General features: G+C 70.6%; 16 protein-coding genes and 1 pseudogene. 3 read left to right on the forward strand and 14 right to left on the reverse strand.

What is annotated here, in order from left to right; all coding sequences use genetic code 11:
- Window positions 1-110: 110 nt before the first annotated feature.
- The 3 genes from BN1555_RS07615 to BN1555_RS07625 all read right to left on the reverse strand — a co-directional run bounded on the left by BN1555_RS07615 (window position 111) and on the right by BN1555_RS07625 (window position 2,498).
- Window positions 111-1,019, reverse strand: coding sequence for an ADP-ribosylglycohydrolase family protein (locus BN1555_RS07615; RefSeq protein ID WP_093798662.1), 909 nt, complete (start codon window positions 1,017-1,019; stop codon window positions 111-113).
- 12 nt (window positions 1,020-1,031) lie between these two features.
- Entirely contained in the window at window positions 1,032-1,691 is a 660-nt protein-coding gene (locus BN1555_RS07620; RefSeq protein WP_093798663.1) for a histidine phosphatase family protein, read from the reverse strand.
- 201 nt (window positions 1,692-1,892) lie between these two features.
- The gene (locus BN1555_RS07625; protein ID WP_093798664.1) at window positions 1,893-2,498 is read right to left on the reverse strand and encodes a YdbC family protein; all 606 of its coding nucleotides are present in this window, start codon (window positions 2,496-2,498) and stop codon (window positions 1,893-1,895) included.
- Window positions 2,499-2,647: 149 nt separating this feature from the next.
- On the opposite strand from BN1555_RS07625, the gene BN1555_RS07630 reads away from it, so the two are divergent.
- Entirely contained in the window at window positions 2,648-3,178 is a 531-nt protein-coding gene (locus BN1555_RS07630) for a TerD family protein (RefSeq protein ID WP_093798665.1), read from the forward strand.
- A 111-nt stretch (window positions 3,179-3,289) separates the two neighbouring features.
- Here the strand turns inward: BN1555_RS07630 and BN1555_RS07635 are convergent, their stop codons facing one another.
- Window positions 3,290-6,184, reverse strand: coding sequence for a vitamin B12-dependent ribonucleotide reductase (locus BN1555_RS07635; protein WP_093803266.1), 2,895 nt, complete (start codon window positions 6,182-6,184; stop codon window positions 3,290-3,292).
- Window positions 6,185-6,310: 126 nt separating this feature from the next.
- Window positions 6,311-6,829: a transcriptional regulator NrdR gene (nrdR, locus tag BN1555_RS07640; RefSeq protein WP_093798666.1), complete on the reverse strand. Its 519-nt coding sequence runs from the start codon at window positions 6,827-6,829 to the stop codon at window positions 6,311-6,313.
- 435 nt (window positions 6,830-7,264) lie between these two features.
- Between nrdR and lexA the strand changes: the two genes are divergently transcribed.
- Window positions 7,265-8,053, forward strand: a complete 789-nt coding sequence (gene lexA, locus BN1555_RS07645) for a transcriptional repressor LexA (RefSeq protein ID WP_093798667.1) — start codon at window positions 7,265-7,267, stop codon at window positions 8,051-8,053.
- An 83-nt stretch (window positions 8,054-8,136) separates the two neighbouring features.
- Here the strand turns inward: lexA and BN1555_RS07650 are convergent.
- The 5 genes and pseudogenes from BN1555_RS07650 to BN1555_RS07670 form a co-directional block, all read right to left on the reverse strand.
- Window positions 8,137-10,100, reverse strand: a pseudogene (locus BN1555_RS07650) (ATP-dependent DNA helicase).
- Between the two features lie 68 nt (window positions 10,101-10,168).
- Window positions 10,169-11,998, reverse strand: coding sequence for an IucA/IucC family protein (locus tag BN1555_RS07655; protein ID WP_093798668.1), 1,830 nt, complete (start codon window positions 11,996-11,998; stop codon window positions 10,169-10,171).
- Between the two features lie 60 nt (window positions 11,999-12,058).
- Window positions 12,059-12,784 carry a GNAT family N-acetyltransferase gene (locus BN1555_RS07660; RefSeq protein ID WP_093798669.1) on the reverse strand — a complete coding sequence of 242 codons (726 nt, stop codon included), beginning with the start codon at window positions 12,782-12,784 and terminating at the stop codon, window positions 12,059-12,061.
- Between the two features lie 39 nt (window positions 12,785-12,823).
- Complete coding sequence (locus tag BN1555_RS07665) at window positions 12,824-14,725, reverse strand: IucA/IucC family protein (protein ID WP_093798670.1); 1,902 nt, start codon at window positions 14,723-14,725, stop codon at window positions 12,824-12,826.
- A gap of 29 nt (window positions 14,726-14,754) precedes the next feature.
- A complete protein-coding gene (locus tag BN1555_RS07670; protein ID WP_093798671.1) occupies window positions 14,755-16,134 on the reverse strand; it encodes a diaminobutyrate--2-oxoglutarate transaminase family protein in 1,380 nt (459 codons plus the stop codon).
- 295 nt (window positions 16,135-16,429) lie between these two features.
- On the opposite strand from BN1555_RS07670, the gene BN1555_RS07675 reads away from it, so the two are divergent.
- Entirely contained in the window at window positions 16,430-17,647 is a 1,218-nt protein-coding gene (locus BN1555_RS07675) for a trypsin-like serine peptidase (protein WP_093798672.1), read from the forward strand.
- A 127-nt stretch (window positions 17,648-17,774) separates the two neighbouring features.
- Here the strand turns inward: BN1555_RS07675 and hflX are convergent, their stop codons facing one another.
- The 4 genes from hflX to dapF form a co-directional block, all read right to left on the reverse strand.
- Complete coding sequence (hflX, locus tag BN1555_RS07680) at window positions 17,775-19,274, reverse strand: GTPase HflX (protein ID WP_093798673.1); 1,500 nt, start codon at window positions 19,272-19,274, stop codon at window positions 17,775-17,777.
- Between the two features lie 152 nt (window positions 19,275-19,426).
- Window positions 19,427-20,908: a M1 family metallopeptidase gene (locus tag BN1555_RS07685; protein ID WP_093798674.1), complete on the reverse strand. Its 1,482-nt coding sequence runs from the start codon at window positions 20,906-20,908 to the stop codon at window positions 19,427-19,429.
- Window positions 20,909-20,984: 76 nt separating this feature from the next.
- A complete protein-coding gene (locus BN1555_RS07690) occupies window positions 20,985-23,093 on the reverse strand; it encodes a RelA/SpoT family protein (RefSeq protein ID WP_093798675.1) in 2,109 nt (702 codons plus the stop codon).
- 165 nt (window positions 23,094-23,258) lie between these two features.
- Entirely contained in the window at window positions 23,259-24,137 is an 879-nt protein-coding gene (dapF, locus tag BN1555_RS07695; protein WP_093798676.1) for a diaminopimelate epimerase, read from the reverse strand.
- Window positions 24,138-24,165 lie beyond the last annotated feature (28 nt).

The raw sequence follows: 24,165 nt of genomic DNA on the forward strand, positions 1-24,165 counted from the left end.
GCGGCGTGGCCGTCAGACTAGCCCCGGTACACCGTCCCGACGCCGCCGGAGCCCGGCTGTGGCAGGACCGTGACAGTCACGGAACCACCGCGTCCGGCAGGCGGCCGGCATCAGACCGCGCGGGACGGGACCCATTCGGGCAGCTCTTCGGTCTGCTCCAGCCACCCGGCCGGCGGGGCTCCGGCCTCCCCCGCAGCGACGACTCCGCCGAAGATGGCGCAGGTCGTGTCGACGTCGCCGCCCACGTTCGCGGTGGTCCAGAAGCCCTGCTCGAAGTCGCCGAGCGCCCGGGCGGCCGACCAGAGGGCGAACGGCACGGTGTCGTGCGCACTCGTACGCCGTCCGCAGCCGAGCACCGCGGCCACGGTCCCGGGGTCGTCGTAGTCCAGCATGTCGCGGGCCCGGCGGAGCCCGGCGCCCACGGCGCTGCGCGGCACGAGCGCGATCACGCCGTCGAGCAGCCCGGCCGGTGTCGGCGGCCCCGCGGGATCGGCGGCGAAAGCGGCGGCGGCCGCCACGGCCATGGCGCCGACCACGGCCTCACGGTGCTGATGCGTGACGTACGACGAGATCTCGGCCTGGTGCGTGGCCTGCTCGGGATCGTCCGCGTACCAGGCACCGAGCGGCGCGATGCGCATGGCCGCGCCGTTGCCCCAGGAACCCTGGCCGTTGAAGAGCGCGGCGGCGAGCTCACGCCAGTCGCCGCCCTCCCTGATCAGCCGGAGCATCCGGTTGACGGCGGGGCCGTAGCCGCGGTCGAAGTCGTGGTGCTCGGCGAAGGAACGGGCGAGCGCGTCCTGGTCGATGCGGCCGTGTGCGGCGAGCACCGCCAGGACCGAGCAGGCCATCTCGGTGTCGTCGGTCCACTGCCAGGGCGCGGGCGGCAGCTCGCGCCTTTTGAGCAGCGGGTAGTTCGCGGGTACGAAGAACTGGGAGCCCAGGGCGTCTCCCAGGGACAGCCCACGCAGGCTGGCCAGGGCGCGTTCGAAGCGCCGGACGGTGGAGGAGTCAGCGGTCATCGCGCTGCCACTCTATCCGGTGCGGCCGTACGGCTCGGGAACCCGCCAGCGTTCGAACGGCTGGTCAAGGGTGTAGCGACCGTCCTCCCCCAGCAGCAGGGACCGCGTTTCGCCGTTGCGCGGATTGGTCAGGCACTCGAAATCGGCCACGGTCCAGTGGAACCAGCGCATGCAGAACAGCCGCATGGTCAGGCCGTGCGTGACCAGCAGCACGTTCGGCGGGTGGTCCGGCGCCTCGAAGCTCCGGTACAGGCTCTCCAGGAAGGCCCCGACCCGGTCGTACACGTCGGCCCCGGACTCGCCCTGGGCGAAGCGGTAGAAGAAGTGCCCGTACGCGTCCCGGTACGCCTTCTGAAGCCGTACGTCGTCCCTGTCCTGCCAGTTCCCCCAGTCCTGCTCGCGCAGCCGCGGCTCCTCCCTCACCCGCACCCGGGCCGGGTCCAGCCCGAACGCGGCGAAGGTCTCGTGCGTGCGGCGGTACGGCGAGACGTAGGCGCTGATCCGCTCCTCGCCGAAGAGCTCGCGCAGCCGCTCCCCGGTCTGCCGGGCCTGGCGCAGACCGGCTTCGGTGAGCCTGAGCGCATGGTCGGGCTCACGTTCGTACACCGAGTCGTCGGCATTGCCCTCCGACTCCCCGTGCCGGACGAGAACGATGCGCCGCGGTCGTGCCATGCCGAAACCCTAGAACTTGTGATCGAATGCGGCTCGGCCGGGCGGCTGCCCCGCCTCCCTCCAGCGTATCCGGACGAGGAGACACCGGCGCAGCGGTCGGCCCGGGCAGGCGCACCGGGCCACCGCGCGGGGCGGGACTCCTGCGCGCCCCGCCGCCCGGTGCGGTGCGTACAGGACCGCGCGTACGGCCCGGTCACACCGTCACACCGTCCAGGACGGCTCCAACTGAACGATGGCCCCCGCCAGTTCGGCCACATCGGCATCGGTCTGCGCACGCAGCGACAGGCGCTCCACCCGCTCGGCGCGGTACTTGCCGTGCTCGGCGGCGGACTGCCACATCGACAGCGCCAGGAACTCATTGCCCGGCGCCTCGCCGAACACCCCCCGCAGCATCCCCGGCGACCCGGCCATCGCCGGGTTCCAGATCTTCTCCTGCATCAGCGAGAAGTGCTCGACCCGGCCTTCGTGCACCTTGCAGTGCGCGACCCGCACCACGTCGGCGTCGGTGAACCGCGGTTCGAAACCCGTCTTGATGTCGAACCGGTACTCGAAGAGACCGACTTGGGGGTTCTTGTACGTACCCGACTGGGCAGCCGCGAGCCGGTCGTGGGAACGCGCCATGAACGAGTCGTAGAACGCGCGGCTCTCCCAGAAGGAAAAGACGTGCACCACCCCCGGCCGCTCACGGCTCCAGCCACCGCCCTGCCCCCGGAACCCCGGTTCTCCCAGCAGTCCCGCCCACTTCCGCTGCCCCCGCTCGAAACCTCGACGGTCGATCACCGTGCAGCGAATCCACTTGACCAGCACCGCGCCATCGTACGGCCATCCTCTTTCGCGGGTGAACAGTGCTGAGCGCCCCCCGAGTTGTCGGTGCCCGGGGCTAGCCTTGTCCCAGGTGCACATTCGCACAGCTCGCGCCGGTGACAGCCGGCCGGGTTCCGAGGGAGGGAAAACGGGTGGGCAGTCTCAGCAAAGGGGTCGGCAAGGTCGAGGTGACGCTCAGGTGGGATCCCAGTCCCATGGGGGAACCGCCCCATGACCTGGACATCATCGCCGCGACGTACGCCGCCGACGACCCGTACGGCAGCCCCGTGTACGTCGTGCACTTCGACAGCCGCTCGCCGGACGGCACCATCACCCTGAACAGGGACAGCCGGACCGGCCAGGGATTCGGCTTCGACGAGGTCATGACTCTCGAACTCGACCGGCTGGCACCTGCCTACGCCCGGGTGGTGGTCGGCATGGCCATCCAGCAGGGCGGAGGAAGGAAGACGTTCGGCGACATACCCAATACGGGCTTCCGCATCCGCGAGGGCTACACGGTGCTGGCGGAGAGCGACTTCGCCGACGTGTCCGCCTCCACCGCGGCCAGCGTCGCCGAGTTCACGAGAGACGCTTCGGGAAGCTGGGACTTCCGCCCCGCCGTCCGGGGCTTCGACGTCGACCCGGATTCCTTCGCCGGGGCGATGGGCGGCAGTCTCGCCTGAGAGCGACCTGCCCGGGAACGGCGGGCCCCCGGGCCCGCCGTTCGGAAACGCCGAAGGGCGGCGAGCCGTCGGGCCCGCCGCCCCTCATCTCATCTGTCGCCTACCGGCCGGTCAGCTGCAACCGCTGGTCGAGCCGCAGCCCTCGCAGATGTAGCAGCTGCCCGCGCGCTGCATCTTCGTACCGCACGAGAAGCACAGCGGCGCGTCGGCGCTGATGCCGAGCTGCATCTCGACGAGTTCCGCCGAGGTGTGCGCCTGCTTCTGCTCCGGCACGGCCTCCGCCTTCGGGGCGGCGACCGGCTTCGGCGTCTCCGTCTGTCGCGGGGCGGACTGGGCCAGGCCCTCGACGTCGTCGTCCTCCATCGACGGCTCGTACGAACCGGTCTCCAGGTGACGCTGGCGCTCGTCGGCGGAGTGGATGCCGAGCGCCGAACGGGTCTCGAAGGGCAGGAAGTCCAGCGCCAGGCGGCGGAAGATGTAGTCGACGATCGACTGCGCCATCCGCACGTCGGGGTCGTCCGTCATGCCGGCCGGCTCGAAGCGCATGTTGGTGAACTTCGAGACGTATGTCTCCAGCGGGACGCCGTACTGCAGACCGACCGAGACGGCGATCGAGAAGGCGTCCATCATGCCCGCGAGGGTCGAGCCCTGCTTGGACATCTTCAGGAAGACCTCACCGAGACCGTCGTCCGGGTAGGAATTGGCGGTCATGTAGCCCTCGGCACCACCCACCGTGAAGGAGGTGGTGATCCCCGGGCGGCCCTTCGGGAGACGCTTGCGCACCGGGCGGTACTCGACGACCTTCTCGACCGCGGCGCGGATCGTCTCCTCGGTCTTCTCCGTGACCTCGGCCTTGACGTCCTTCTTCTTGGCGGAGAGGGGCTGGCCGACCTTGCAGTTGTCGCGGTAGATCGCGAGCGCCTTGACGCCCATCTTCCACGCCTCGAAGTAGACCTCTTCGACGTCCTCGACGCTGGCCGTCTCCGGCAGGTTCACCGTCTTGGAGAGCGCGCCGGAGATCCACGGCTGGATGGCCGCCATCATGCGGACGTGGCCCATCGCGGAGATGGAACGCTCGCCCATCGCGCAGTCGAAGACCTCGTAGTGCTCGTGCTTGAGGCCGGGGGCGTCGATCACATTGCCGTGCTCGGCGATGTGGGCGACGATCGCCTCGATCTGCTCCTCCTGGTAGCCCAGGCGGCGCAGCGCCTGCGGCACCGTGCCGTTGACGATCTGCATCGAGCCGCCGCCGACCAGCTTCTTGAACTTGACCAGGGCGAGGTCGGGCTCGAGGCCGGTGGTGTCGCAGGACATCGCGAGACCGATGGTGCCGGTGGGCGCGATGACCGAGGCCTGCGCGTTGCGGAAGCCGTTCTTCTCGCCGAGGCGGAGCACGTCCTGCCAGGACTCCGTGGCGGCCGCCCAGATCGGCGAGTCCAGGTCGTCCACGCGCGGGGCCGTGGCGTTGGCGTCGGAGTGCTGCTTCATGACGCGCAGGTGGGGCTCGGCGTTGCGGGCGTAACCGTCGTACGGGCCGACGACCGCCGCCAGTTCGGCGGAGCGCCGGTACGACGTACCCGTCATCAGCGAGGTGATGGCGCCGGCGAGCGAGCGGCCGCCGACGCTGTCGTACGCGTGGCCGGTCGCCATGAGCAGGGCGCCGAGGTTCGCGTAACCGATGCCGAGCTGGCGGAAGGCGCGGGTGTTCTCACCGATCTTCTCGGTGGGGAAGTCCGCGAAGCAGATGGAGATGTCCATCGCGGTGATGACGAGCTCGACGACCTTGGCGAAGCGCTCGGACTCGAAGGACTGGTTGCCCTTGCCGTCGTCCTTGAGGAACTTCATCAGGTTCAGCGAGGCCAGGTTGCACGAGGTGTTGTCCAGGTGCATGTACTCGCTGCACGGGTTCGACGCGGTGATCCGGCCGGACTCGGGGCAGGTGTGCCAGTTGTTGATGGTGTCGTCGTACTGGATGCCGGGGTCGGCGCAGGCCCAGGCGGCCTCGGCCATCTTGCGGAAGAGCGACTTGGCGTCGACCTCCTCGATGACCTCACCCGTCATGCGGGCGCGGAGGCCGAACTTGCCGCCGGCCTCGACCGCGTGCATGAACTCGTCGTTCACGCGTACCGAGTTGTTGGCGTTCTGGTACTGGACGGACGTGATGTCGTCGCCGCCCAGGTCCATGTCGAAGCCCGCGTCACGCAGGGCGCGGATCTTCTCCTCCTCCTTCACCTTGGTCTCGATGAAGTCCTCGATGTCGGGGTGGTCGACGTCGAGCACGACCATCTTGGCCGCGCGGCGGGTGGCGCCGCCCGACTTGATCGTTCCTGCGGAGGCATCGGCGCCCCGCATGAAGGAGACCGGACCGGAGGCGTTGCCGCCGGAGGAGAGGAGCTCCTTGGAGGAGCGGATGCGGGAGAGGTTCAGGCCGGCGCCGGAGCCGCCCTTGAAGATCATGCCCTCTTCCTTGTACCAGTCGAGGATCGACTCCATGGAGTCGTCGACGGCCAGGATGAAGCAGGCGGAGACCTGCTGCGGCTGGGGCGTACCGACGTTGAACCAGACCGGCGAGTTGAAGCTGAAGATCTGGTGCAGGAGGGCGTAGGCCAGCTCGTGCTCGAAGATCTCGGCGTCAGCGGGAGAGGCGAAGTAGTTGTATTCCTCACCGGCCTTCCGGTACGTCTTCACGATCCGGTCGATCAGCTGGCGCAGACCGGTCTCGCGCTGCGGCGTACCCACGGCTCCGCGGAAATACTTGCTGGTGACGATGTTGACCGCGTTCACCGACCAGAAGTCGGGGAACTCGACGCCACGCTGCTCGAAATTGATCGAGCCGTCGCGCCAGTTGGTCATGACGACGTCACGACGCTCCCAGACCACCTCGTCGTACGGATGCACGCCGGGCGTGGTGTGGATGCGCTCGATGCGCAAGCCCTGTCGAGCCACAGCCGCCTTGGATCCCTTGGTGCGGGAACCTCGTGCCGGGCCGCTCGCCGTCTCTGTCATGCCGCCTCCCATATACGTACAAAAACGCTCTGACGCGCCCAGTTCTTCCCGGGGCACGTGGTGTGTCTGATGTTCCGGACGCCGCGAAGAGCGGCCGGAACAGGTGTGGATCTGTCCGCCGGCCGGTCAGTCGGCGGCAGCGGCGGGGACGGGGACCTCGGGGGTCGCGCCGGGCCCGCAGTCGCAATCACTTGCCGGCGGCCGCTCTTCGCGGAGCTCCGCGATGGCGGCCTCAAAGTCCTCGAGTGAATCGAACGCCCGGTACACGGACGCGAAGCGCAGGTACGCGACGAGATCGAGTTCCTGCAGTGGGCCGAGTATGGCCAGCCCCACGTCGTGGGTCGTCAGCTCGGCGCTGCCGGTGGCGCGCACCGCCTCCTCGACCCGCTGGCCGAGCTTGGCGAGGGCGTCCTCGGTGACCGGCCGCCCCTGGCAGGCCTTGCGCACGCCGGAAATGACCTTGGTGCGGCTGAAAGGCTCGGTGACTCCGCTGCGCTTGATCACCATCAGCGAGGCGGTCTCCACCGTCGTGAAACGGCGGGAGCAGTCGGGGCACTGGCGGCGCCTGCGGATCGAGGTTCCGTCGTCGGTGGTGCGACTGTCGACGACACGGCTGTCCGGGTGCCTGCAGAAGGGACAGTGCATGGAACCCAACCCTCCCTCGCAGTACGACTGAATAGCCTCGCCGGCCCCACGGAGGACCCTTCGAAGCAGCCACCAGCATAGGCGATGACCGAACTCCCGGCGGACCAGGGACCACAACTTGTGGGAGGCCGCGGCCATGCAACCACTAGATCTGGGGTCCGGGCGTGTTTTCACTCTCCGCGCGTGTCGTGCACCGCACGGGTGACGACCGGCGCACGACACGCTGAGAACCGCGCCCGGCCGCCCCCGCCCCGACCGCGAAGGCTACCGTGATGACCCGAATTGCCATTCGGTTCGAAATGGCCCCACATACACCCCGTCGCGCATTCCAGTAAAGCATTCTGCGCTTTTTCACTCGAACGTGTGTTTGGCGCAACCTTTCGAAAGCAACTACCGTTGTCCAGCCAGGGAGAGAACATCTCGAGAGGGGCCGACGTGACCACGACCGCTGACAGTGCAACTATCGCTGCCCAGGACCGCTCCCAGAGCCGACTCGAGCCGGTGCATGCCATGAATGAAGCAGCAGCCACACACCCCGAGGGCTCCAAGCCCTCACGCTCGCTGCCCGGCCGGCCTCCAGGAATCAGGGCGGACAGTTCCGGCCTCACCGATCGGCAACGACGGGTCATCGAGGTCATCAGGGACTCGGTGCAACGGCGAGGATACCCCCCGTCCATGCGCGAGATCGGTCAGGCGGTGGGCCTCTCCAGTACCTCTTCCGTGGCTCATCAGCTGATGGCTCTCGAACGCAAGGGGTTCCTGCGCCGTGACCCGCACCGCCCCCGGGCGTACGAGGTGCGGGGCTCGGACCAGCCCAGCGCCCAGCCCACCGACACGGCCGGCAAGCCCGCCGCGTCCTACGTTCCCCTCGTCGGCCGGATCGCGGCCGGCGGCCCGATCCTCGCCGAGGAGTCGGTGGAGGACGTCTTCCCACTCCCCCGGCAGCTCGTGGGGGACGGTGAGCTGTTCGTCCTCAAGGTCGTCGGCGACTCGATGATCGAAGCGGCGATCTGTGACGGCGACTGGGTGACGGTACGCCGCCAGCCGGTCGCAGAGAACGGCGACATCGTGGCCGCGATGCTGGACGGCGAGGCAACGGTGAAGCGGTTCAAGCGCGAGGACGGCCAGGTGTGGCTGCTCCCGCACAACGCCGCCTACCAGCCGATCCCCGGCGACGAAGCGACCATTCTCGGCAAGGTCGTGGCGGTACTGCGGCGGGTGTGACACCTCGCGGTCGAAGACCAGGCCCCTGGAACCCACTGCGCCGGTTCCGGGGGCCTGCCACTTTTACGGCCGAACCGCCGCCGCTACTTCCCTTCGGCCGCGGCGTTGATCGCGGCGAGTGAGCGGCGCACCTGGTTACGGTCCGTGGTGTACCAGAAGTCCGGCAGGGACGCCCGCAGGTAACTGCCGTAGCGCGCATTGGCCAGCCTCGGATCGAGTACGGCGACGACACCGCGATCCCCCGTGGCCCGTACGAGCCGTCCCGCGCCCTGGGCCATCAGCAGCGCCGCGTGGGTGGCTGCGACGGCCATGAAACCGTTGCCCCCGGCTTCCTCGACCGCCTTCTGCCGTGCACTCATCAGCGGGTCGTCGGGGCGGGGGAAGGGGATCCTGTCCATGACGACGAGCTGGCAGCTCGGTCCGGGCACGTCGACGCCCTGCCAGAGAGACAGCGTGCCGAAGAGGCAGGTCTCCGGATCGGCCGCGAAGGACTTGATCAGCTCACCGAGCGTTTCCTCACCCTGGAGCAGGATCGGCATGCCGAGCCGGCCGCGCAGCTCCTCGGCCGCCGCTTTGGCGGCCCGCATGGAGGAGAAAAGGCCCAGCGTGCGGCCTCCGGCGGCCTCGATCAGCTCGGCGAGTTCGTCCATCATGTCGCCCCGCGACCCCTCGCGGCCCGGGGTGGCCAGCTGCCGGGCCACGTACAGGATGCCCTGCTTCGGATAGTCGAAGGGCGAGCCGACGTCGAGCCCCTTCCAGACCGGGACGTCCTCCCCTCCACACCCTCCGGGGACAGGCCGAGCGAGGCGCCCACGCCGTTGAAGTCGCCGCCGAGCTTGAGGGTGGCGGAGGTCAGGACGACGGAGCGCTCGCTGAAGAGCTTCTCGCGCAGCAGCCCCGACACGGAGAGCGGGGCGACGCGCAGGGAGGCCCCGTAACGGTCGTGCCGCTCGAACCAGACGACGTCGTACTCGGAACCGTTGGCGATCCGCTCGGCGACACCGTGGATGCTCTCGACGGCCGCGAGCGCCTGCTTGCGGACGGCGTCCTCGTCCTGGACGGACTTGTCCCGGGTCGAGCCGATGGCCGAGATGACGTTACGGGCGGCGTCGCGCAGTGCCATGAGGGCGTACCCGAGGTCTTCCGGAACCTCTTCGAGGCGTCCGGGGAGCGCGAGCTCCATCAGCCGCTCGAAGGACTCCGCGGCCGTCTGGAGGGCGTCGGCGACCTTCTCGTCGACGAGCTTGGCCGCACGGCGGACGGCCCGGTTGACCTGCCCGGGGCTGAGCTCGCCGGTCGCGACGCCGGTCACCCGTGAGACCAGTTCGTGCGCCTCGTCGACGATCAGCACCTCGTGCTGCGGGAGCACGGGCGCGCCCTCGATGGCGTCGATGGCGAGGAGGGCGTGGTTGGTCACGACGACATCGGCGAGCTTGGCGCGCTCGCGGGCCGCCTCCGCGAAGCATTCCGCTCCGTACGCGCACTTCGACGCGCCGAGGCATTCGCGGGAGGAGACGGACACCTGGCCCCAGGCACGGTCGGAGACACCGGGGGTGAGGTCGTCGCGGTCGCCCGTCTCCGTCTCGTCCGCCCAGTCGCGCATGCGCAGCAGGTCCTGGCCGAGCTTGCTGGTGGGAGCGGCGGCTTCGAACTGGTCGAAGAGGCCGTCCTCCTCTTCCTGCGGCACGCCTTCGTGGAGCCGGTGCAGGCAGAGGTAGTTCGAGCGCCCCTTGAGCATGGCGAACTCGGGACGCCTGCGCAGCAGTGGATGCAGCGCCTCGACCGTACGCGGAAGATCACGCTCCACGAGCTGGCGCTGCAGGGCCAGGGTCGCCGTCGCCACCACGACGCGCTCGCCGTGTGCCAGGGCCGGGACCAGATAGCCAAGGGACTTTCCGGTGCCGGTGCCGGCCTGGACGAGCAGGTGGGCATTGTCGTCGATGGCTTCGGCCACGGCCTCGGTCATGGCGACCTGGCCTGGCCGCTCTGTGCCGCCGACGGCAGTGACGGCGGCGTGGAGGAGCTCGGGGAGTGAGGGCTTCGTCATAGCTCCACCAGCCTACGGGGCACCACTGACACCCCGGTTCCGCACCCGGATCACAACCGGCGAGCTCATCAGGACAGGTGGAGGGGGTTGGGTACGGTGCCGTGCACCGCCGCGTGCGGGCGGCCGGGGCGGTCGCGGTAGCCGTCGAGGTGCAGACGGTTGCGGTTGAGACAGAGGCGCTCGATCCGCGGGACGAGCAGGTCGAAGAGTTCGTAACGGTCCTTGAGCTCGGGGAAGCGTGCCTGGTGCCGCAGAATTTCGGCCCGTACGAGTGACCAGAACTCGTCCTCCGGAACACCCAGCTGTTCCTCGCAGAGGGGAGCCAGATAGCGGAACACACCGACGAACAGGCCGGAATGGATGAACTGCGTGAGGAAGGCCGGGGGCTCGGTGAGGAGGACCTCGCGCACGTCGTCGGGCATGGAGTCGTGCTCGGGCAGCCGCTGCGCGCTGACGTTCACGTCGTCGACGAAGTCCTTGATGGCGAGGCGCACCGGGATGTCGTGGTCGTCGAAGACGACGATGGCGTTCTCGCCGTGCGGGGAGAACACGGTGCCGTAGCGGTACAGGAAGCGCAGCAACGGGGGCAGCAGGACGGCGAAGAGCCGCTTGAGCCAGGCGGTGGACGCGAGACCCGAGCGGGCGACGAGTTCCGCGGTGAAGGCACGGCCTTCGGGGTCCGTGTAGAGCAGGGAGGCCAGCGTGCGGGCGCGCTCTTCCGGCGCGAGGTGGCCGGTGAGCGGCTCGCGCCAGATGGCGCCCAGCAGTTCCTTGTACTGGTACGGGACTTCGGTGAGGCCGTCGTACAGGGGGTGCGCGACGGCCACGGAGGCGACCTCTCCGAGGAGGATCACTCCGCACTCGTCGCGCAGGAAGGGGTCGGCGTCGCGCAGCCCGTGCACCCAGGCGGTGACGGCGGGCGCCGCCAGGGTCCGCTCGGTGGGCAGTCCCCGCCAGACAAGCGTGTTGAGGACGGCGAGCGGCAGTTTGACCGTGTGCCGGTCGGGGCGGCTCGTATTGAGGAAGGTGCGGATGGACTGCTGCGGCAGCCGTACATCACCGTCGGTGGGGAGCGGCACGATGGCGCCCTGTGCGACGGCGGGTGCGAAGAGCGGCAGGACCACTTCGTCCCACTGCCAGGGGTGTACGGGCAGATAGAGGTACCGCTGGGGATCCAGGCCGCGGGCACGGAGCGCGGCGGCGAACGACTCGCGGGTGGAGACGTCGAGTTCGCGTGCGTAGAGGCGCTCCGGCGTGGCGAGTAAGGGGACTCCGCGGTAGCCCGCGAGGTCGGTGCTGACCGCGATCCAGGGGAGCGCGGCCGGTGTACGGGCTTCGGGGGCCCAGTGGGCGGTGTCGCTGGCGGAGAAGCCGAGGCGGCCCTTGTTGAGTACGAGCCAGGGATGGCCGGTCTGGTGCCCTTCGAGTTCCGCGTATCCGAGGTCGGCGAGGAGCGCCGCGGGCAGGGCGGTGTGACCGAGGCGGGCGTCGGCGGCGAGGGTGGCGCTCAGCTCGCGGATGAGGTGGCCGAGGGTGGCGCCGTCGAGGGCGAGGAGGCGGCGGGCGAGGACGAGGAAGCGGAGGGGGTCGCCGAAGGGACGGCCTGTGGCGTCGGCGGCGTGGTCGCGGAGTTCGATCGTGTCGGGGTCGACCCGCCAGCTGCCGTAGGCGCCCCGGCCGGCCCGGAAGGAGAGGGTTCCTCCGTCGTCGAGCAGGAGGGTGTGGCGGTCGCCGGCTGGTTGCGGAAGCGGCTCGATGATCTCCTCGTACGCGAACTCTCCGAGCATCTTGGCGAGGAGGCGGCGGGCTGCCAGGTCCCAGGTGCCGGGGTTCAGTTCGGGCGGAGCGAGCAGCGGAAGCGGGTCCTCGAAATCATGGGCGGCGGCGGGTTTCGGCACGGGGACTCCTCGGAGTGGAACCTATTCGGGACGAGTGGTGTATGAGAAGCAGCGGGTTGTTCACAGCAGGTTTCGCAGGGTGCGTTCACGGACCATGAGTGCGGCTCGCTTGTCGGAGAGGTCGAGTTCGGCGGAGAAGCGGAAGCCTGCCCGGAGGAAGGCCGAGACGGAGGGGGTGTTGCGGAGGTCCGGTTCGGCGACGACACGCGCACAGGCGGGGCGGCTGTCGAGGACGAGGTCGGCGACGGCTCTGAGAAGGGTGGTGCCGAGGCCGCGGCCGCGGTCCGTGACGCCGCCGACGAGAAGGTGGATCCCGGTGTCGTGCGGGCGGGCCGGATAGTGGCGGGCCAGCGGGTCGAGGTCGGCGCGGTAGATCTCCCAGTAACTCATGGGGACGCCTGCCAGTACGCCGAGACAGGGTGCGCTGCGGCCGTCGCCGTCGAGCTGGGGGCGCAGGTGGGCGGCGGTCACGTCCTGCGGCCCTTCGAGTTCCCAGAAGGCGGCGACGGCCGGGTCGTTCATCCACCGGCTGATGAGCGGCAGGTCCCGTTCGATGCGTACGGGAACGAGCTGGAAGACGCCGGCTGGGGTGGTGACGGGGCCCCAGTCGGCGGGGGTGTCGAGGAGGTCGCCGCCGGTGGCCGGGGGGCCGGTCACCGGGCCGTCGTCACCGAACAGCGCGACGAGCTCGTCGGACAGCCGCAGGTCCAGGGTGTCCTCGGTGCCGAATCCGGCACGGGGAGCGGAGTTGGTTCCTGCGTCGGTGCTCGCATCGGGGGGAGGCACGGCGACGCTCCTCTCAGCAGTTCGGGCGGGCGTGTTCCTTCAGGTGCGAAGGGGGTTGGCGATGGTGACGTAGACGGACTGGGTGTCGACCGGACCTTCGAGTTCGTCGAGGCCGTGCAGCCGGGTGAGCAGGTTGGCCTTGCAGCGGAGGCTGGGGGTCTCCAGGAGTTGTGCGGGCAGCGGGGAGCCGAGGGCGGTGTTCTTCCCGAGGAACTGGCGGAACGCGGCAATCAGGACGCGTTCGTCGGCCAGCCGCTGGGCGCCGAACGCTCCGATCAGGCCGAAGACGTTGTTGATGCCGAGGTAGTAGGCGAAGCGTTCGTCGGTGACGGCGTCGGTGACGAAGGTGTCGCTGGTGGTACCGATGCCGGGGAGGCGGCGTTCGAGGCCGGCGCGGTGGGATTCGCGGAAGTAGTAGCCCTGGTTGTCGCGGTAGCGGCCGCCGACGGGCCAGCCGTCGGGGTTGAGGAGGACCAGGGTGTTCTGCTGATGGGCCTCCAGGGCGACTCCTGCCGTGCCGTCCAGCCAGAGCACCGGGCGCACGACATGGTCGAGGTAGCGCAGGAACCACTCGGCGGCGACGGCCGCGGCGGGCCGGCCGGTGCGGGCGGCGAGACGGGCGACGATGTCGGCAAGGCGGGAGTACATGCCGGCCCGGCCGGGCCAGGGCCTCGGAGCGGTGAGGCCCGCGATGCAGACGGCGTCGTCACCGGAGCCGAACGGATTGTGGCGCAGCAGGGCGTCGAAGCCCGGAACCGGTTCGCCGTCCACCGTGTCCACGGCGAGCCAGGCCGGGTCGCGGACGATGTCGAAGCCAGGGTGGACGGACTGCCATTCCTCGGCCAGTCCGCCGCGCAGCAGCCGGTGCACCTCGACACCGCGGCGGAGTTCCTTGCGGAGGTTCTCACGACGGGAGTTGGTGATGCGCACGCCGAGCGAGAGCTTGAGCATGGCGGGCGAACCGGGGCGGTGCACGGTGCGGACGGAGGAGGTGGGGTGCCACGGAGCGCCATGAGGGCCGAGGTCGTGGAGGAGACCTTGCTCAAGGAGCGCCGCGACGGCGGGCCGGTGCCTGAGCTCGCGGGCCTGCCAGGGGTGGAGGGGCAGGGGGACCGTGTGGTCGGGCAGTCGGAGGCCGTCGGCCAGCCGCACGGCGAGCTGCTCGACGGGGACGGTACGGCCACGCTCGGTCCAGGCGGAGTCCCCCGCGAGTACGGACCGGTCGACAGCCATCCAGTGCAGCGGAAAGGAGCCGTACAGCTCGGGTGAGTACAGGAGCGCTTCGGCGTCGGAGAGCCCTTCGCGGCTCTTGGGGGTGGGGTGCAGCGGATGCCCCAGGAGAAGGGACTGCTCCGCGCTGAGGAACAGGTCCGCCTCTTCGGCGGGGCCGGGGCTCCGGCGGCGGGCGGCGATGAACCCGGCGGTGCGCCGCACCGAGTCGGCGACCCGGCCCACCAGGTCCGCTCCTTCGCGCTGCCCCGCCTCGCGGCCCAGGAGGGCGGCGACCGTGACGGCGTCGACGGGCGGTGCGCCCTGCGGCCCGCCTTCCAGGACCGGCATGCCGAAGCGGTGCCATCCGGTGGCCGACCAGTAGCGGACGGGAACGAGCAGTGCGGTGCCGCTGGCGTCGAGCGGGATGCGCAGGACCGGTCCGAGGGGCTCGGTGATGTCGCTCTCCCGGACCCAGCAGCGCAGCAGGTTCTCGACGGCTGCCGCCTCCGCTGCCGCGTGCGGGTCGGGGTGGTCGAGGAGGTCCGCGTCCGCGGCCTGCGGGCGTGTGCCGGGCCCCGGCGTGCGCTGCTCCCCGTGGTCACCGCCCTTCTGCCGGGGCACCTTGGCCTCGTCGACGACGAGGCGGGCGCACGTACCGCCCTGTCCTCGGTCGTGGGTGGTGGAAGGTTCTTCGGCCTCGGACGCATCGGATGCGGGAGTGGGGTTCACGGGGGTCTTCCTTGTGACGAGGTCCGGGGTCAGTGCGACAGCCCGGTCTGTTGCCGGTGGTACGGGGAGCGCTCGGCGGCCGACAGGGCGTCGGCCAGACGGTCGAGGACGGCCGTGGCCTGTCCATCGGTGAGGGTGAGGGGAGGCAGCAGGCGTACGACGCCGGCGTGACGGCCGCCGAGTTCGACGATGAGTCCGCGTTTCAGACACTCCTGCTGGACTGCGGCGGCCAGGGCGGGCGCTGCCGGGGGGACGCCCGTGGACGTACGGTTTCCGGAGTCGGGGTCGACGAGTTCGACGCCGATCATCAGCCCCCGGCCGCGTACGTTCCCGATGCAGGGGTGGTCGGCGGCCAGTCCCTGCAACTGGCTCATCATGCGTGCGCCGAGCACGGCGGCGCGGTCGGCGAGCCGGTTCTCGCGTACGTACGCCAGGGTGGCGGCGCCCGCCGCCATGGCGAGCTGGTTGCCGCGGAACGTACCGGCGTGGGCACCCGGCTCCCAGGCGTCGAGGCCGGACCGGTAGACCACGACGGCCAGCGGAAGGCTGCCGCCGATGGCCTTGGACATGACCATCACATCGGGCACGACGCCACTGTGCTCGACCGCCCAGAAGGTGCCGGTCCTGCCGACTCCGGTCTGCACCTCGTCGGCGATCAGCGGGATGGAGCGGTCCGCCGTGATCGCGCGCATGCGCCGCATCCAGTCGTCCGGTGCGGGGATCACGCCGCCCTCCCCCTGTACCGGTTCGAGGATCATGCCGGCCGGGGACGGCACCCCGCCCTTCGGATCGTCGAGGAGGTTCTCGGTCCAGCGGGCGGAGAGTTCGGCACCGCGCTCACCGCCCACCCCGAAGGGGCACCGGTAGTCGTACGGATAGGGCAGGCGTGTCACCCGTACGTCCTGCGCACCGCCCGAGGCGTCGAGGGCGCCCGCCGTCATGCCGTGGTACGCCCCGGTGAAGGACAGCAGTCCGCTGCGGCCGGTGGCGGTGCGTACGAGCTTGAGCGCGGCCTCGACCGCGTCCGTACCCGCGGGACCGCAGAACTGGACCCGTGCGTCGTCGGCGAGTCCGCGCGGCAGGGTCGCGAACAGCTCGGTGATGAACGCGTCCTTGACGGGGGTCGCGAGGTCCAGCACATGGAGCGGGGCCCCCGAGTCGATGACCTTCTTGATCGCTTCCAGGACCACGGGGTGGTTGTGCCCGAGCGCCAGGGTCCCGGCGCCCGAGAGGCAGTCGAGGTACCGGCGCCCGTCCGCCCCCTCGATCGTCAGCCCGCGCGCCCGTACGGGAACGATGGGCAGGGACCGCGCGTAGGTGCGCGCCGCCGATTCACGCAGTGACTGGCGACGGAGGATCCCCTCGTGCGCGGCAGTCAGCACCGCAGTGGCAGGTTCGGTCACGGCCACGTCTGTCGGTCCTCCCGCGGTGAAGGTTCTGTCGCAGTTCTCCGCAGGTCCGTCGCCCGTCGGCGCTGAACACTGACCCTGCGTTCCCCGTACGTACCAACGACAGTGACGCCGGGGGATCACGGGCAATCGGAAGATCCTTACGTCGGGGGAACCACGGCCCTGCCGCGCGCCGTCTTCGACGGCACCGGCATAGTGGGGTCCGCACGCCGGCCCCGGAGCTCCGCCGTCGGGGTGAGCGGCATGTGCAGAGAGTTCGCCGAAGAAGATTTCGAAGTCCCAGGGGGATCACGACATGCGACCCATTCGCCCGACCTTCGCAGCACGTGGCGGGAGGAGCGCGCGTCGCCGAACCTCCCCTGCACTGGCCGCGGTCGGGCTTGCCGCTGCCCTCGCCCTGACCGTCACCTCCTGCGGGCCGGGCGAGGACAACGCGGGCGGCGAGCCGAGCGCCTCCGCCGGCCAGGCCGCCGACGGCAAGATCGTCATTCCCGACCACCTGAAGGACGAGCTCAAGAAGCACGGCGTCGACCTGGACAAGTGGAAGGGCGGCGCCTGGAAGGACTGGAGCAAGGACGACTGGCTCCGCGAGGCCGAGGACTACATCAACCCGATCATCGAGGACCTCTGGGACCCGGCCCGGATGCGGGACGCGGAGCAGCCGGACAGGCCGGTGGGCAATGACATCTCCGGCGACCAGGGGGTGACCGACCCGACGCCCGCGCCCGTCCAGGCACAGCCCCTGAAGACCCCGTACACCACGAGCGCCCCCGAGGCCGGGAAGCTCTTCTTCGACGGGCCCGAGGGCTCGATGGTCTGTTCCGCGACCGTCATCCAGGACTCGGCTCATCCCGGCAAGTCCAACATGGTGTGGACCGCCGGGCACTGCGTGCACGCGGGCAAGAAGGGCGGCTGGTACCGCAACATCGCCTTCGTCCCGTCGTACAACAACACCGACAGGCCGGCCGCCGAGATCGGTGACGCGCCCCGGGACGAGATCACCCCGCACGGCGTGTGGTGGGGCGACTGGGCGCAGACGTCCGACCAGTGGATCGCCCAGGGCGGCCCGACCGGCGGCGAAGGCGCCCCGTACGACTTCGCGGTACTGCACGTCACCCCGGAGAAGGGCGGCGGCAAGTCCCTGGAGGAGACGGTCGGTTCGGCCCTCCCGGTGGAGTTCGACGCACCGGCCGCGCCGGAGATCGCGAGCATGACGGCGACCGGCTACCCGGCCGCCCCGCCCTTCGACGGCCAGAAGCAGCTCGAGTGCGCCGACAAGCCGGGCCGTCTGTCCATCAGCACCGGCGACCCGACGATGTACCGCATCGGCTGCACCATGACCGGTGGCTCCTCCGGTGGCGGCTGGACGGCTCTCGGCCGGGACGGCAAGCCCGCGCTGGTCTCCAACACCTCGATCGGTCCGGTGACCGCCGGCTGGCTGGCCGGTCCTCGCCTGGGCGAGGAGGCCAAGGGGATCTACGACTCGGTGAGCGGGAAGTTCGCCAACCAGTAGGCCAGCAGGTCCTCCCCGGGCGTGGCCCCGGGCAAGCCGAAGGCCCGCCCCCTCGCGACGAGGGGGCGGGCCTTCGGGCTTGCTCCGGGCTCGGTTGCCGTACGGTCGCGCTACGGCCCGGACGCGGTCAGTGAGCCACCGGTACGTACGGCGCCAGGTCCGCCGCCAGCTCCTCGTGCACCCGCACCTTGATGAGCGTGCCCTCCCCGGTGTGCTCCTCGGAGATGACCTCGCCTTCGGCGTGTGCCCGCGAGATCAGACCGCCCTGCGTGTACGGCACGAGTGCCTCGATCTCGACCTCGGGCCGGGGCAGCTCGGAGTCGATGAGCGCCAGCAGCTCCGCCATGCCCGCGCCCGTACGGGCCGACACCGCGATCGCGTGACGCTCGATGCGCAGCAGCCGCTGCAGTACGACCGGGTCCGCCGCGTCCGCCTTGTTGATCACCACGATCTCGGGCACGTCCAGCGCACCGACGTCACGGATCACTTCGCGTACGGCCGCCAGCTGCTCCTCCGGCGCCGGGTGGGAACCGTCCACCACGTGCAGGATGAGGTCGGAGTCGCCGACCTCCTCCATGGTGGAGCGGAACGCCTCGACGAGGTGGTGCGGCAGATGCCGTACGAACCCGACGGTGTCGGCGAGCGTGTAGACCCGCCCGGTGGGTGTCTCCGCACGGCGCACGGTCGGGTCGAGGGTGGCGAACAGCGCGTTCTCCACCAGCACACCCGCGCCCGTCAGGCGGTTGAGCAGCGAGGACTTTCCGGCGTTCGTGTATCCGGCGATCGCGACCGAAGGCACCTTGTTGCGCTTGCGCTCCTGGCGCTTGATGTCGCGGCCGGTCTTCATCTCCGCGATCTCCCGGCGCATCTTCGCCATCTTCTCGCGGATCCGGCGCCGGTCGGTCTCGATCTTGGTCTCACCGGGACCGCGGGTGGCCATACCGCCGCCACCGCCGGCACCGGCGCCGCCCATCTGCCGGGACAGCGACTGACCCCAGCCGCGCAGTCGCGGCAGCATGTACTGCATCTGCGCGAGCGCGACCTGTGCCTTGCCCTCCCGGGACTTGGCGTGCTGGGCGAAGATGTCCAGGATCAGGGCGGTGCGGTCGACCACCTTCACCTTGACGACGTCTTCGAGGTGGATGAGCTGGCCGGGGCTGAGCTCACCGTCACAGACGACGGTGTCGGCTCCGGTCTCGAGCACGATGTCGCGCAGCTCGATCGCCTTGCCCGAGCCGATGTAGGTGGCCGGGTCCGGCTTGTCACGGCGCTGCACGACGCCGTCGAGCACCAGGGCGCCCGCGGTCTCCGCGAGAGCCGCCAGCTCGGCCAGCGAGTTCTCGGCGTCCTGCACGGTGCCGGAGGTCCAGACGCCGACCAGCACCACACGCTCCAGGCGCAGCTGCCGGTACTCGACCTCGGTGACGTCTTCGAGCTCGGTGGAGAGGCCGGCCACCCGTCGGAGCGCCGCGCGGTCCGAGCGCTCGTACTGGTCGCCGTCCCGCTCCCCGTCGACTTCGTGGCTCCAGGCGACGTCCTCTTCCATCAGGGCATCGGCCCGAAGGCTCTCGGTCAGGTTCTCCGTGAAGCTCTGTGCGTCCTTGGAAGCGGAAGAAGAGGAGGTCATTGGATCCTTACGTCGCTAGAAAAGTAGGTTGCACCGATCACAACGCGTCACGTGCCCGGAAGATTCCCGAAGTGTCAGGAGGTCTCCGTCCCGGCTGCGCCGCCGGCCCGTCGCGCCGGTCCGTCGATAGTGGCACGGGGCGCCCCGGGCCGTCACTCCGGTTTATGCCCGCTCCGCCAGTCGGGATGCCCGGGCATCGCCGGCGTCTTCTTCCCGTACAGCCACGCGTGGAAGAAACCGGACAGGTCCCGCCCCGCGATCCGCGATGCGAGGCTCGTGAAGTCACCGGTCGTCGCGGTGGCGTGCCGGTGGTCCCGCACCCACCGCCGCTCCAGCTGTCCGAAGGCGTCCTCACCGATCTCCTGGCGCAGCGCGTACAGCACCAGTGCGCTGCCGTCGTAGACGACCGGCCTGAAGAGGCTGACCTTCTGCCCCGGCACGGGGCTGCGGGGAGCGGCGGGCGGGCCGCCCTCTGCCCGCCACTCGTCCGACTGCGCGTACGCCTCGCGCATCCTCGCCTCCAGCGACTGCTCGGCGTGTTCCTCGGCGTACCGCGCCTCGTACCAGGAGGCGTGCCCTTCGTTCAGCCACAGGTCGGACCAGGAGCGCGGCGAGACGCTGTTGCCGAACCACTGGTGCGCCAGTTCGTGCACCATGATCGAGTCGACGTACCACTCGGGCAGCTCGGGACGGGTGAACAGCGAGCGCTCGAAGAGCGACAGCGTCTGGGTCTCCAGCTGGAATCCCGTCTCCGCGTCGGCGACGAGCACCCCGTACGTCTCGAAGGGGTAGCGGCCGACCTGCCGCTCCATCCACTTCAGGTGCGCCGGCGTCTTCTTCAGCCACGGTTCGAGCCGCGCGCGTTCCGCGGCGGGCACGACATCGCGTACGGGCAGCCCGTGCGGCCCGGTTCTGTGCACGACGGCCGACCGGCCGACGGAGACCTGGGCGAGTTCGGTCGCCATGGGGTGGCTGGTCCGGTATGCCCAGGTGGCGGCGCCGGCCGTGTTCCCGGAGTTCTCGGGGTTCCCGCGCTTTCCCGCCGGCAGTCCGTTGGTGACCGCCGTCATGCCCTTGGGCACGGTGACACGGAAGGTGAAGAGCGCCTTGTCGGCGGGGTGGTCGTTGCACGGGAAGACGCGGTGCGCCGCGTCGGCCTGGTTCGCCATCGCCAGGCCGTCACGGGTGCGCACCCAGCCGCTGTCCTCACGTCCCCCGGGGTCGGGGTCGCTGGTGTGCCGGACCACGATCCGCATCGGCCGTCCCCGGAGCACCGGCTCGGCGGGCGTGACGACCAGGTCCTCCTCCGCCGTCGCGAACGTGGCGCGTTCGCCGTTCACCTCGACCGATTCGACGGTGCCGTACGCGAAGTCGAGATTGATCCGGTCGAGCCGCTGTGTGGCCGTCGCGTCGATCTTCGTGACGGCGTCCAGTGGTTTCCTGTTGTTGCCGCGGTACGTGAAGGAGATGTCGTACGCGAGAACGTCGTACCCGGGGTTGCCCAGGCGGGGGAAGAGCGGATCGCCGATCCCGAGGGCCGGGGGTGGCGCGGGGGCGGGGAGCGTCGCGGCGACGAGGGTGGCCGAGGCGGCGGCCAGCAGGGCGGTACGCAGGCGCCGGGAGGTGAGCAGCATGATCTACCGCTACCAGCGCCCGCCGCGCGTGCCGTGTCCGCACGCGCCGCTCCACTCGAAAGAGCGGCCCGTTCGGTCAAGCGGTGGCGGGACGCTGGGCGCGGCTCACGTCGTACACACCGGGCACCTCGCGCATCGCGCGCATGAGCGCGGGAAGCCCCGCGGCATCGGGGAGCTGGAGGGTGTAGGTGTGCCGCACGCGCTGCTCGCTCGGCGGTTCCACGGTGGCCGAGACGACCGCCGCGCCCGCGGTGGCGATGGCTTCGGTGAGGTCGGCGAGGAGCCGGGGGCGCCCGAAGGACTCGGCGACCAGGGTGACCCGGCAGTCGCCCGTGGCCAGCCAGCGCACGCCCACCGGTTCCCGCCCGCGCGCCCGCATCCGGGCCGCCGCGGGGCACTCCTCGCGGTGCACGGTGACGACACCGCCGCGCACGGCGAAGCCGGTGACGGCGTCGGGCGGTACGGGCGTGCAGCAGCCGGCGAGCCGTACGGTCGCGTCCGGGAGGTCCACGACGGCGTTCTCGGCGCTCCTGGGCAGCAGGCTGTCGATGGCGGGCGCCAGGGGGGCAGCCTCCGGCCTGGGCTCCGGCGTCCGGCCTCCCGGAGCGGGCGGGTCGTCCTGCGGATGGGCGGAAAGCCAGTGGGTGATGGCGATCCGCGCGGCGGGCGTACGGGCGTGGTCGAGCCACTCGGGCGAGGGGCCGGAGCCGATGTCGTGGGCGAGGAGCAGCTGCACCGTGTCACCGTCGCTCAGCACCGTGCTGAGGGTCGCCAGCCGGCCGTTGACCCGGGCGCCGATGCAGCGGTGCGCCGCCTCGCCGTGCTGCGCGTACGCCGCGTCCACGCAGCTCGCGCCGGCCGGCAGCCCCAGCGCGGCGCCGTCCGAGCGGAACACGGTGATCTCCCGGTCCTGCGCGAGGTCCGCGCGCAGTGACGTCCAGAAGGTGTCGGGGTCGGGCGTGGACTCCTGCCATTCCAGCAGCCGGGAGAGCCAGCCGGGCCTGGTGGGGTCCGCGCGCTCGTCCTCGACGGCGGGCTCGGCGCCTTCGGTCGGCGCGTACGGGTTGCCCAGGGCGACGACGCCCGCCTCCGCCACCTTGTGCATCCGGTGCGTACGGATGAGGACTTCGGCCACCTCGCCGTCCGGGCTCGCGACGGCGGTGTGCAGCGACTGGTAGAGGTTGAACTTGGGCGCCGCGATGAAGTCCTTGAACTCGGAGATCACCGGTGTGAAGCAGGTGTGCAGCTCGCCCAGCACGCCGTAGCAGTCGGCGTCCTCCGTGACGAGCACCAGCAGCCGTCCGAAGTCCGTGCCGCGCAGTTCGCCGCGTTTGAGCCTGGTCCGGTGGACGGAGACGAAGTGGCGGGGCCTGACGAGGACCTCGGCGGCCAGACCGGCTTCCCGCAGCACCTTCCTGACCCCTTCCGCGATCGCCTCCAGCGGGTCTCCCGCGGCGGCGTCCGCCGCGATGAGGGCGCGCGTGTGCTCGTACTCCTCGGGGTGGAGGATCGCGAAGACCAGGTCCTCCAGTTCGGTCTTGAGGGCCTGTACGCCGAGCCGTTCGGCGAGCGGGATCAGGACGTCCCGGGTGACCCTGGCGATCCGGGTCTGCTTCTCGGGGCGCATCACGGTGAGGGTGCGCATGTTGTGCAGCCGGTCGGCGAGTTTGATCGACATGACCCGGACGTCGTTGCCGGTGGCGACGAGCATCTTGCGGAAGGTCTCGGGTTCGGCGGCGGCGCCGTAGTCGACCTTCTCCAGTTTCGTCACACCGTCGACGAGGAAGCAGACCTCCTCGCCGAACCCCGTGCGTACCTGGTCGAGCGTCACATCGGTGTCCTCGACGGTGTCGTGCAGGAGCGCCGCGGTCAACGTGGTGGTCTCGGCCCCGAGTTCGGCGAGGATCAGCGTCACGGCGAGCGGATGGGTGATGTACGGCTCGCCGCTCTTGCGCATCTGCCCGCGGTGCGACGACTCGGCGAGCACGTACGCCCTGTGCAGGATGGAGAGGTCGGCGTCCGGATGGTGGGCGCGGTGGGCGTCCGCGACGTGGCCGATCGCGTCGGGCAGCCGGTCCCGCGACGCGGGGCCGAGCAGGGCGACACGGCCGAGCCTGCGGAGGTCCAGTCTGGTGCGGCCACGCCTGCGGCTGGCGGCTCCTGGGTGGGCGGCCTCTGCACTCATGGGGCACCTCCGGCAGCGTCGACCGGCGGTGGACGGGTGGGCCCGCGTCCCGGCCGGTGCTTGATGCTACCGAGCCCACCACGCCCCGCTGTCCCGCTCTCGCTCAGCGTGAACCGGATCACCCATTCGAGCGAAGCTCGGGGCGGCGGCCGTTTCCTGCCGGTCCTAGGGGGCCGGAGTGATCCAGTCCGGGGCGATGGTGCCCTCGGCGACGATCACGGCGGGCCCCGTCATCTCGACGGCTCCGTCGGGCTGCTCGGTGATCACCAGACGCCCGCCGGGGAGGTCGACCGTGTACGTCACGGGCTCACCGGTGACGGCGGGGTCGGTGCCGTCCCTGCGGGCCGCGGCGACGGCCACGGCGCACGCGCCCGTACCGCAGGAGCGGGTCTCGCCCGAGCCGCGCTCGTGCACGCGCATCGCGACGTGGCGCGGGCCGCGGTCGACGACGAACTCGACGTTGACACCCTTGGGGTAGGCGGAGGCGGGGCTGAAGGACGGGGCGGTGAACAGGTCACCGGCGTGGTCCAGGTCGTCGACGAAGGCGACGGCGTGCGGGTTGCCCATGTTCACGTTGCGGGCGGGCCACTCCCGGGCCCCCGCGGAGACCGTGACGTCGCCCCCGGGCAGGAGGGCCCGGCCCATGGAGACGGTGATGTCGCCGCCGGCCTCCGTCTTGGCGATGTGCACCCGCTTGACACCGCCGCGGGTGGCGACGGCCAGGTCGCCCTCGCCGACGAGTCCCGCGCGCTGGAGGTAGTGGGCGAAGACGCGGACGCCGTTGCCGCACATCTCGGCGATCGAGCCGTCCGCGTTGCGGTAGTCCATGAACCACTCGGCCGTCCCGGCCGCCGCACGCGCCTCGGGATGCTCGGCGGACCGTACGACGTGCAGCAGGCCGTCACCGCCGATGCCGGCCCTGCGGTCGCACAGTTTCGCGACGAGGGAGGGGGGCAGGTCGATGCTGTTGTCCGGGTCGGGGACGATCACGAAGTCGTTCTCGGTCCCGTGGCCCTTGAGGAAGGCGATCGGCGAGTTGCTCACGGCGTCAATCGTACGGGGCGGGTACGAC

Source organism: Streptomyces sp. Wb2n-11 (assembly GCF_001049855.1).
Taxonomy (GTDB): domain Bacteria; phylum Actinomycetota; class Actinomycetes; order Streptomycetales; family Streptomycetaceae; genus Streptomyces; species Streptomyces altiplanensis.

Bases quoted from the DNA above. Each gene is read 5' to 3' on its own strand.
- BN1555_RS07615 (WP_093798662.1), bottom strand. From the start codon at position 1,019: ATGACCGCTGACTCCTCCACCGTCCGGCGCTTCGAACGCGCCCTGGCC.
- BN1555_RS07620 (WP_093798663.1), bottom strand. From the start codon at position 1,691: ATGGCACGACCGCGGCGCATCGTTCTCGTCCGGCACGGGGAGTCGGAG.
- BN1555_RS07635 (WP_093803266.1), bottom strand. From the start codon at position 6,184: ATGACAGAGACGGCGAGCGGCCCGGCACGAGGTTCCCGCACCAAGGGA.
- nrdR (WP_093798666.1), bottom strand. From the start codon at position 6,829: ATGCACTGTCCCTTCTGCAGGCACCCGGACAGCCGTGTCGTCGACAGT.
- BN1555_RS07675 (WP_093798672.1), top strand. From the start codon at position 16,430: ATGCGACCCATTCGCCCGACCTTCGCAGCACGTGGCGGGAGGAGCGCG.
- hflX (WP_093798673.1), bottom strand. From the start codon at position 19,274: ATGACCTCCTCTTCTTCCGCTTCCAAGGACGCACAGAGCTTCACGGAG.
- BN1555_RS07685 (WP_093798674.1), bottom strand. From the start codon at position 20,908: ATGCTGCTCACCTCCCGGCGCCTGCGTACCGCCCTGCTGGCCGCCGCC.
- BN1555_RS07690 (WP_093798675.1), bottom strand. From the start codon at position 23,093: ATGAGTGCAGAGGCCGCCCACCCAGGAGCCGCCAGCCGCAGGCGTGGC.